Source organism: Streptomyces sp. NPDC000983 (genome assembly GCF_040299205.1).
Classification (GTDB): Bacteria; Actinomycetota; Actinomycetes; order Streptomycetales; family Streptomycetaceae; genus Streptomyces.
On sequence record NZ_JBEPBM010000060.1, the window covers coordinates 19,849 to 27,075 of the forward strand.

The window sequence follows — 7,227 nt, forward strand, 5'->3', positions numbered from 1 at the left end:
TGGAGACATGGGATTCCATGTCGACTCCGAGGCCGGGCGGCTCAGCCGCGTCATCCTGCACCGGCCGGATCTTGAGCTCAAAAGGCTCACCCCTGGTAACAAGGACGCGCTCCTCTTCGACGACGTGCTCTGGGTGCGCCGGGCGCGCGCCGAGCACGACGGCTTCGCGGACGTCCTGCGCGACCGAGGGGTCACCGTCCACCTCTTCGGCGACCTGCTCACCGAGGCCCTGGCGATCCCGGCGGCCCGCACCCTCGTCCTGGACCGCGTCTTCGACGAGAAGGAGTACGGCGTCCTCGCCACCGACCACCTGCGCGCCGCCTTCGAGGACCTGCCCGCCCCCGAACTGGTCTCGGCACTGGTCGGCGGCATGACCAAGCGCGAGTACCTGGACGCGCACCCGGAGCCGGTCTCCGTGCGCTTCCACGCCATGGAGCTCGACGACTTCCTCCTCGCCCCCCTGCCCAACCACCTCTTCACCCGCGACACCTCCGCCTGGATCTACGACGGCGTCTCCGTCAACGCCATGCGCTGGCCCGCCCGCCAGCGGGAGACCGTGCACTTCGAGGCGATCTACCGGCACCATCCCCTCTTCCGGGACGAGACGTTCCACGTCTGGTCCGAGGGCCAGGCCGACTACCCGTCGACCATCGAGGGCGGCGACGTCCTGGTGATCGGCAACGGCGCCGTACTGATCGGCATGAGCGAGCGCACCACCCCCCAGGCCGTCGAGATGCTCGCGCACAAGCTGTTCGCCGCGGGCTCCGCCGAGACGATCGTGGCGCTCGACATGCCCAAGCGGCGCGCGTTCATGCACCTCGACACCGTGATGACCATGGTCGACGGCGACACCTTCACCCAGTACGCCGGCCTCGGCATGCTCCGCTCGTACACCATCGAGCCCGGCGTCGACGGCAAGGAGCTGAAGGTCACCGACCATCCGCCGGAGCACATGCACCGCGCGATCGCCGCCGCGCTCGGCCTCAGCGAGATCCGGGTGCTGACCGCCACCCAGGACGTCCACGCGGCCGCGCGCGAGCAGTGGGACGACGGCTGCAACGTCCTCGCGGTCGAGCCCGGCGTCGTCGTGGCCTACGAGCGCAACGCCACCACCAACACCCATCTGCGCAAGCAGGGCATCGAGGTCATCGAGATCCCCGGGAGCGAGCTGGGCCGGGGCAGGGGAGGGCCGCGCTGCATGAGCTGTCCGGTCGAACGCGGGCCTGTATAGAAATGTGGAACATCGTATAGAGTTCCAGGGTCATTGTTCACGTATCCCTGGAGCGCCCCCATGGCGACAGTCCCGACCGCCCTCGCCGGCCGCCACTTCCTCAAGGAGCTGGACTTCACGGCGGCGGAGTTCCGCGGCCTGATCGAGCTGGCCGCCGAGCTGAAGGCCGCGAAGAAGGCCGGGATCGAACTCCAGTACCTGCGTGGCCGCAACATCGCACTGATCTTCGAGAAGACGTCCACCCGCACCCGCTGCGCCTTCGAGGTCGCCGCCGCCGACCAGGGCGCCTCGACGACGTACCTGGACCCGTCGGGGTCGCAGATGGGGCACAAGGAGTCGGTCAAGGACACCGCCCGGGTGCTCGGGCGGATGTTCGACGCCATCGAGTACCGGGGGGACAGTCAGGAGAAGGTCGAGGAGCTGGCCGCGTACGCGGGGGTGCCGGTCTACAACGGGCTCACCGACGACTGGCACCCCACGCAGATGCTCGCCGACGTCCTGACCATGCTGGAGCACACCCCGAAGACCCTGGACGACGGCATCTCCTTCGCCTACCTCGGCGACGCCCGCTTCAACATGGGCAACTCCTACCTGGTCACCGGCGCGCTGCTCGGCCTGGACGTACGGATCGTCGCGCCGAAGGCGTACTGGCCGGGCGAGGAGGTCGTCGCCGAGGCGCGCCGGCTCGCCGAGGACAGCGGCGCCGCGATCACCCTCACCGAGTCGGTGGCGGAGGGTGTGCGGGGCGCCGACTTCGTCGCCACCGACGTGTGGGTCTCCATGGGCGAGCCCAAGGAGGTCTGGGACGAGCGGATCAAGGCGCTGGCCCCCTACGCGGTGACCATGGACGTCCTGCGCGCCACCGGCAACCCCGACGTGAAGTTCCTGCACTGCCTGCCGGCCTTCCACGACCTGGGCACCAAGGTGGGCCGCGAGATCTTCGAGGCGCACGGCCTGGACTCCCTGGAGGTGACCGACGAGGTCTTCGAGTCGGCGCACTCGGTGGTCTTCGACGAGGCCGAGAACCGTATGCACACCATCAAGGCGGTCCTGGTCGCGACCCTGGGCCGCGCCGCGGCCTGAGCCGCGGAAGCCCGAGCGGGCCCGGTGGGCCCGAGCGGCCCCAGCGGGCCGAAGGCGCCCGAGCGGGCCCAACACGCCTAGACGGGCCGCCGCTGCCGCGGCACCGTCGGCAGCCGGAACCAGACCGCCTTGCCCGACGGCGTCGGCCGGTGCCCGCACGACGAACTGAGCGCACGGATCAGCAGCAGCCCCCGCCCGTGCTCCTGCCAGGGGTCCGGCTCCCCGGAGTCCGGCTGGGTGAGGCTGCCCGGCGGCGCCGGGTCCGGGTCGTGCACCTCGACCCGGCAGCCCCCCGGCAGCAACTCCACCACCAGCTCTATCGGCCCCTCGCCCGCGGTGGTGTGCTCCACGGCGTTCGCCACCAGCTCCGCCGTCAGCAGCTCCGCCGTGTCGCTGTCGGCGGAGTGCTCCAGCTCGGCCAGGGCGGTGCGGACCAGGGCGCGCGCGACCGGCACCGCCGCGGTGGTGTGCGGCAGTGCGACGCGCCAGGAGGCGGAGGAGGGGAGGCGTTCGTGCACGGCTGATCCGTTCATCAAGCAGGCGATCCTGCTCTCGATCTCATGAATGGTACGGCGCCACCCTGCGAAGCCGCCCGGCGGCCGCCGTCCGGGACCGTGCTCGGCCCCGTGGCGAGCGGCCTACCCGGCTGAACGGCCCGCCTCGCCCGACCGGTCCCACCGTTACCCGGGTGTGGACGAGCCGTGACACTCCGGTGTCCCCACCCCTGCCGTATCGCGCCATCCTGACGACAGTCATGGATCGGTGATAACTTCGTCGGGTAGACCTCAGTGAGACAGCGCCGCCGCAGTCCGCCCGAGGAGGCCGCACCCCATGAGTCCCTTCACCGGCTCCGCCGCCCGCACCGAACGCTGGCGGCACCTGCGGGTGGACCGCGCCGACGGTGTCGCCACCGTCACCCTCGACCGCCCGGAGAAGCTCAACGCGCTCACCTTCGGCGCCTACGCCGACCTGCGCGACCTGCTCGCCGAGCTGTCCCGGGAACGCGCGGTGCGCGCCCTGGTGCTGGGCGGCGAGGGCCGCGGCTTCTGCTCCGGCGGCGACGTGGACGAGATCATCGGCGAGACGTTCGCCATGGACACCGCCGAACTGCTGGACTTCAACCGGATGACCGGCCAGGTCGTACGGGCGATCCGGGAGTGCCCCTTCCCGGTGGTCGCCGCCGTCCACGGGGTGGCGGCGGGCGCCGGCGCGGTCCTCGCCCTGGCGTCCGACTTCCGGGTCGCCGACCCCACGGCCCGCTTCGCGTTCCTCTTCACCCGGGTCGGACTCTCCGGCGGCGACATGGGGGCGGCGTACCTGCTGCCCAGGGTCGTCGGCCTCGGCCACGCCACCCGGCTGCTGATGCTGGGCGAGGCCGTCCACGCCGAGGAGGCCGAGCGGATCGGCCTGATCAGCCAGCTCGCCGACGCCGGCCACGCCGACGAGGCCGCCCGCGCCCTCGCCCACCGGCTCGCCGAGGGACCCGCCCTGGCGTACGCACAGACCAAGGCGCTGCTGACGGCGGAACTGGACATGCCCCTGGCGGCGGCGGTGGAGATGGACGCGGCGACCCAGGCCCTGCTGATGACGGGCGAGGACTACGCCGAGTTCCACAAGGCGTTCAAGGAGAAGCGGCCCCCCAAGTGGAAGGGGCGCTGACCATGGCACGCATCGCGGTCGTCGGCGGCGGCCCCGGCGGCCTCTACGCGGCCGTCCTGCTCAAACGCCTCGACCCCGGCCGGGAGATCACCGTCTGGGAGCGCAACGCCCCCGACGACACCTTCGGCTTCGGCGTCGTCCTCTCCGACGAGACCCTCGGCGGCATCGAACACGCCGACCCCGAGGTGTACGCGGCCCTGCGCGCGCACTTCACCCGCTGGGACGACATCGACATCGTCCACCGCGACCAGCACCAGATCTCCACCGGGCACGGCTTCGCCGCACTGGGCCGCAAACAACTGCTGCGCATCCTGCACGACCGCTGCCGCACCCTCGGCGTCGAACTCCGCTTCAACTCCGCGGCCCCGCACCCCGCACGCCTGGCCGAGGCGCACGACCTGGTCATCGCCGCCGACGGAGTGCACAGCGGCACCCGCGACACCTACGCCCAGGTGTTCCGCCCGCGGATCACCACCCACCGCTGCCGCTACATCTGGCTCGCCACCGACTTCGCCTTCGACGCCTTCCGCTTCGACATCGCCGAGACCGGGCACGGCGTCATGCAACTGCACGGCTACCCCTACGCGCCCGACGCCTCCACCGTCATCGTCGAGATGCGCGAGGAGGTCTGGCGGGCGGCCGGCTACGACGAACTCGACGTCCGGGAATCCGTCGAACGCTGCGCCAAGATCTTCTCGGCCGCCCTGCGCGGACACCCCCTGCGCTCCGACAACTCCGCCTGGACGACGTTCCGAACGGTGGTCAACTCCCGCTGGTCGCACGGGAACACCGTGCTGCTGGGCGACGCCGCCCACACCGCCCACTTCTCCATCGGCTCCGGCACCAAGCTCGCCGTCGAGGACGCCCTCGCGCTCGCCGCCTGCCTGACCGAACAACCCGACCTCCGTGACGCGCTCACCGCCTACGAGGAGGAACGCAGACCCGTCGTCGCCTCCACCCAGCGCGCCGCCCGGGCCAGCCTGGAGTGGTTCGAGGACATCGCCCTCCATCTCGACCAGCCGCCCCGGCAGTTCGCGTTCAACCTGCTCACCCGCAGCCGCCGGGTCACCCACGACAACCTGCGGCTGCGCGACGCGCACTTCACCGAGGCGGTGGAACGGGAGTTCGGCTGCCCGCCCGGCACGCCCCCCATGTTCACCCCGTTCCGCCTGCGCGGTCTCACCCTGCGCAACCGCGTCGTCGTCTCACCGATGGACCAGTACTCCGCCGTCGACGGCGTCCCCGACGACTTCCACCTCGTCCACCTGGGCGCAAGGGCCCTGGGTGGAGCCGGACTGGTGATGACCGAGATGGTCTGCGTCAGCGCCGAGGGCCGGATCACCCCCGGCTGCACCGGCCTGTACACCGCCGGACAGGCCGAGGGCTGGCGCCGGATCACCGACTTCGTGCACACCAGGGCACCCGGCACGGCGATCGGCGTGCAGCTCGGCCACAGCGGGCGCAAGGGCTCGACCAGGCTGATGTGGGAGGGCATCGACGAGCCGCTGCCCGACGGCAACTGGCCGCTCGTGGCCGCCTCCCCGATCCCGTACCGGCCGGACAGCCAGGTCCCGCGCGAGCTGACCCACGCCGAACTGGCCACCGTCCGCGACCAGTTCACCGCGGCCGCCCGGCGCGCCGACCGGGCCGGCTTCGACCTGCTCGAACTGCACTGCGCGCACGGCTACCTGCTCTCCGGCTTCCTCTCCCCGCTCACCAACCGCCGCACCGACGCCTACGGCGGCGATCTCGGCAACCGGCTGCGCTTCCCGCTGGAGGTCTTCGACGCCGTACGCGAGGTCTGGCCCGCCGAACGGCCCATGACCGTCCGGATCTCCGCCACCGACTGGGCCGAGGGCGGCACCGGCGTGGAGGACGCCGTCGAGATCGCCCGCGCCTTCGCCGCGCACGGCGCCGACGCCATCGACGTGTCCACCGGGCAGGTCGTGGCCGAGGAGAGCCCGGAGTACGGCCGCTCCTACCAGACCCCCTACGCCGACCGCATCCGCAACAGCGTCGGCGTCCCGGTCGTCGCGGTCGGCGCGATCTCCTCCTGGGACGACGTCAACTCCCTGATCCTGGCGGGCCGTACGGATCTGTGCGCGCTGGCCCGCCCGCACCTGTACGACCCGCACTGGACCCTGCACGCGGCGGCGGAGCAGTCCTACGAGGGCCCCGGAGCCGTCTGGCCCGACCCCTACCTCGCGGGCCGCAGGCCGCCGCGCACCGGACGCACGGACGCCCCCAAGCCCCGCCTGACGCTCGGGACTTGAGGGCGCACGCCGTCTACAGGGCGACCATACCCGCGGTCAGCGTGGCGCCGTCCGCCGGGTCGATGACGATGAACGCGCCCGTGCGCCGCGACACCGCGTAGTCGTCCAGGGCGAGCGGCTCAGCGGTGCGCAGCACGATCCGGCCCAGGTCGTTCACGGTGAGTTCGGCCGCGCCGCCGAGGTCCTGGACGATCGCCTTCACGGTGCGCGTGGTGTGCCGGACGAGGACCCGGTCGCCGACCCGCAGCGGCCGGTCGGCGAGATGGCAGACCGCGGCCCTGACCTCCCGGGTCAGCGCGGGCACGTCGACCCCCGCGGTGAGCATGTCGCCGCGCGAGACGTCCCGTTGGTCCTTCAGCCGCACACTGACCGACTGCGGTGCGAACGCCGCCTCCCGGGCCGAGCCGAGCACGTCGATCCCGGTGATCTCCGAGGTCTCCCCGGACGGATGCACGGTGACCCGGTCGCCGACCCGCAGCGTCCCCGACACCAACTGGCCCGCGTAGTAGCGGACTTCCCCGTCCCGGAGGACGTACTGCACCGGGAAGCGGGCCGGCGCGTCCGCCGCCTCGACGCCGACCGGGACCTGCTCCAGGAACTCCAGCAGCGCCGGACCCCGGTACCAGTCCATGGCCGCGGAACGCTCCACCACGTTGTCACCGGCGAGCGCCGAGACCGGGATCGGGGTGAACCCGGGCAGCCCCAACTCGGCCGCGTGAGCAGCGAACTCCTCCACGATCCGCTCGAACACGGCTTCCTCGTAGCCGACCAGGTCCATCTTGTTGACGGCCAGGACCACCTGCGGCACCCGCAGCAGCCCGGCCACGGCGGCATGCCTGCGGGTCTGTTCGACGACGCCGTTGCGGGCGTCGATGAGGATGATCGCCAGTTCGGCGGTGGAGGCGCCGGTGACCATGTTGCGGGTGTACTGAACGTGGCCGGGGGTGTCGGCGAGGATGAAGCGGCGTCGGGGGGTGGCGA

The 7,227-nt window shown here is 71.9% G+C and carries 6 protein-coding genes; 4 read left to right on the forward strand and 2 right to left on the reverse strand.

Annotation, left to right across the window (positions count from 1 at the left end):
* Window positions 1–7: 7 nt before the first annotated feature.
* Window positions 8–1,231 (forward strand): arginine deiminase, encoded by a 1,224-nt coding sequence (locus ABT296_RS35720; RefSeq protein ID WP_351933802.1) that lies wholly within the window; start codon window positions 8–10, stop codon window positions 1,229–1,231.
* 60 nt (window positions 1,232–1,291) lie between these two features.
* The gene (gene argF, locus ABT296_RS35725) at window positions 1,292–2,314 is read left to right on the forward strand and encodes an ornithine carbamoyltransferase (RefSeq protein WP_351933804.1); all 1,023 of its coding nucleotides are present in this window, start codon (window positions 1,292–1,294) and stop codon (window positions 2,312–2,314) included.
* A gap of 77 nt (window positions 2,315–2,391) precedes the next feature.
* On the opposite strand, the gene ABT296_RS35730 is transcribed toward argF, so the two are convergent.
* On the reverse strand, window positions 2,392–2,847 hold the full coding sequence (locus tag ABT296_RS35730; RefSeq protein WP_351933806.1) for an ATP-binding protein: 456 nt from the start codon (window positions 2,845–2,847) through the stop codon (window positions 2,392–2,394).
* Between the two features lie 298 nt (window positions 2,848–3,145).
* Here ABT296_RS35730 and ABT296_RS35735 point away from each other — a divergent pair, with 298 nt between their 5' ends.
* Together ABT296_RS35735 and ABT296_RS35740 are read left to right on the forward strand one after the other, a co-directional pair.
* Window positions 3,146–3,973, forward strand: a complete 828-nt coding sequence (locus tag ABT296_RS35735; RefSeq protein WP_351933808.1) for an enoyl-CoA hydratase family protein — start codon at window positions 3,146–3,148, stop codon at window positions 3,971–3,973.
* Window positions 3,974–3,975: 2 nt separating this feature from the next.
* Entirely contained in the window at window positions 3,976–6,246 is a 2,271-nt protein-coding gene (locus ABT296_RS35740) for a bifunctional salicylyl-CoA 5-hydroxylase/oxidoreductase (protein ID WP_351933810.1), read from the forward strand.
* 13 nt (window positions 6,247–6,259) lie between these two features.
* On the opposite strand, the gene ABT296_RS35745 is transcribed toward ABT296_RS35740, so the two are convergent.
* Window positions 6,260–7,227: sulfate adenylyltransferase subunit 1 (locus ABT296_RS35745; RefSeq protein ID WP_351933812.1), on the reverse strand; the 968-nt coding region annotated here is incomplete at its 5' end.